The 1,369-nt window shown below is 65.3% G+C and carries 1 protein-coding gene; it reads left to right on the top strand.

Going from position 1 to position 1,369, the window contains the following annotated elements; translation table 11 throughout:
• Nucleotides 1-1,369, top strand: a 1,369-nt coding sequence (locus U4Z31_RS36845; RefSeq protein WP_321812981.1) for an electron transfer flavoprotein-ubiquinone oxidoreductase, incomplete at both ends; no start/stop codon positions are given.

Genomic DNA, 1,369 nt, shown 5'->3' with positions numbered 1-1,369 from the left:
GCGGCGCACCGCTCGACGTCGAGGTGAGCGAAGACCGCTTCCTGTTCCTGTCCGAGAAGAGCGCGGTGACCACGCCGAACTGGGCGCTGCCGGACAACTTCAAGAATCACGGCAACTACGTGATTTCGCTGGGCAACGTGACGCGCTGGCTCGGCCAGCAGGCCGAAGCGCTCGGTGTGGAGATCTTCCCCGGCTTCCCGGCCGCGGAGATTCTCTACAACGACGACGGCTCGGTGAAGGGCGTCGCCACCGGCAACATGGGCGTGGGCAAGGACGGCGAGCCGACCGAGAACTTCCAGCTCGGCATGGAATTGCACGCGAAGTACACGCTGTTCGCCGAAGGCTGCCGCGGCCACCTCGGCCGTCAGCTGATCTCGACGTTCAAGCTCGACGCGAACGCCGATCCGCAGGCGTACGGGATCGGCATCAAGGAACTGTGGGAAATCGATCCCGCGAAGCACAAGCCGGGCCTCGTGATCCACACGGCCGGCTGGCCGCTGAAGTCCGACACGTACGGCGGCTCGTTCCTGTATCACATGGACAACAACCAGGTCGTGGTCGGGTTCGTGGTGGGCCTGGGCTACACGAACCCGTACCTGTCGCCGTTCGAGGAATTCCAGCGCTACAAGACGCACCCGTCGATCCGCGCGTTCCTCGAAGGCGGCAAGCGCGTGTCGTACGGCGCGCGTGCGATCACGGCCGGCGGCCTGCTGTCGCTGCCGAAGACGGTGTTCCCCGGCGGCGCGCTGATCGGCGACGACGCGGGTTTCCTGAACGCGTCGCGGATCAAGGGCAGCCATGCGGCGATCAAGACCGGGATGTTGGCGGCCGACGCCGCGTTCGACGCGGTGCAGGCCGGCCGTCAGTCGGACGAGCTCAATGCGTACCCGGATGCGTTCAAGCAATCGTGGCTGTACACGGAGTTGTACCGCGCGCGCAACTTCAAGCAGTGGATGGCGAAGGGCCTGTATCTCGGCACGCTGATGGTCGGGCTCGAGCAGAAGGTGATGGGCGGCAACGTACCGTGGACGCTGCATCACCAGCATGCGGACCACGAGATGCTGAAGCCGGCGTCGCAGTGCGAGCCGATCGCGTATCCGAAGCCGGACGGCAAGCTGACGTTCGACCGGCTGTCGTCGGTGTTCATCTCGAACACGAACCACGAGGAGAACCAGCCGGCGCACCTGACGCTGAAGGATGCGAGCGTGCCGGTGAACGTGAACCTGCGCACGTACGCGGGCCCCGAGGGGCGTTTCTGCCCGGCGGCCGTGTACGAGTTCGTGAAGAACGACGACGGCAGCGATCGTCTGGTGATCAACGCGCAGAACTGCGTGCACTGCAAGACCTGCGACATCAAGGACCCGACGCA

It is taken from the genome of Burkholderia sp. BCC1985 (genome assembly GCF_905339915.1).
Taxonomy (GTDB): domain Bacteria; phylum Pseudomonadota; class Gammaproteobacteria; order Burkholderiales; family Burkholderiaceae; genus Burkholderia.
Note: the sequence above shows the minus strand (reverse complement) of the source record. Positions and strands in the feature narration are given on the sequence as shown.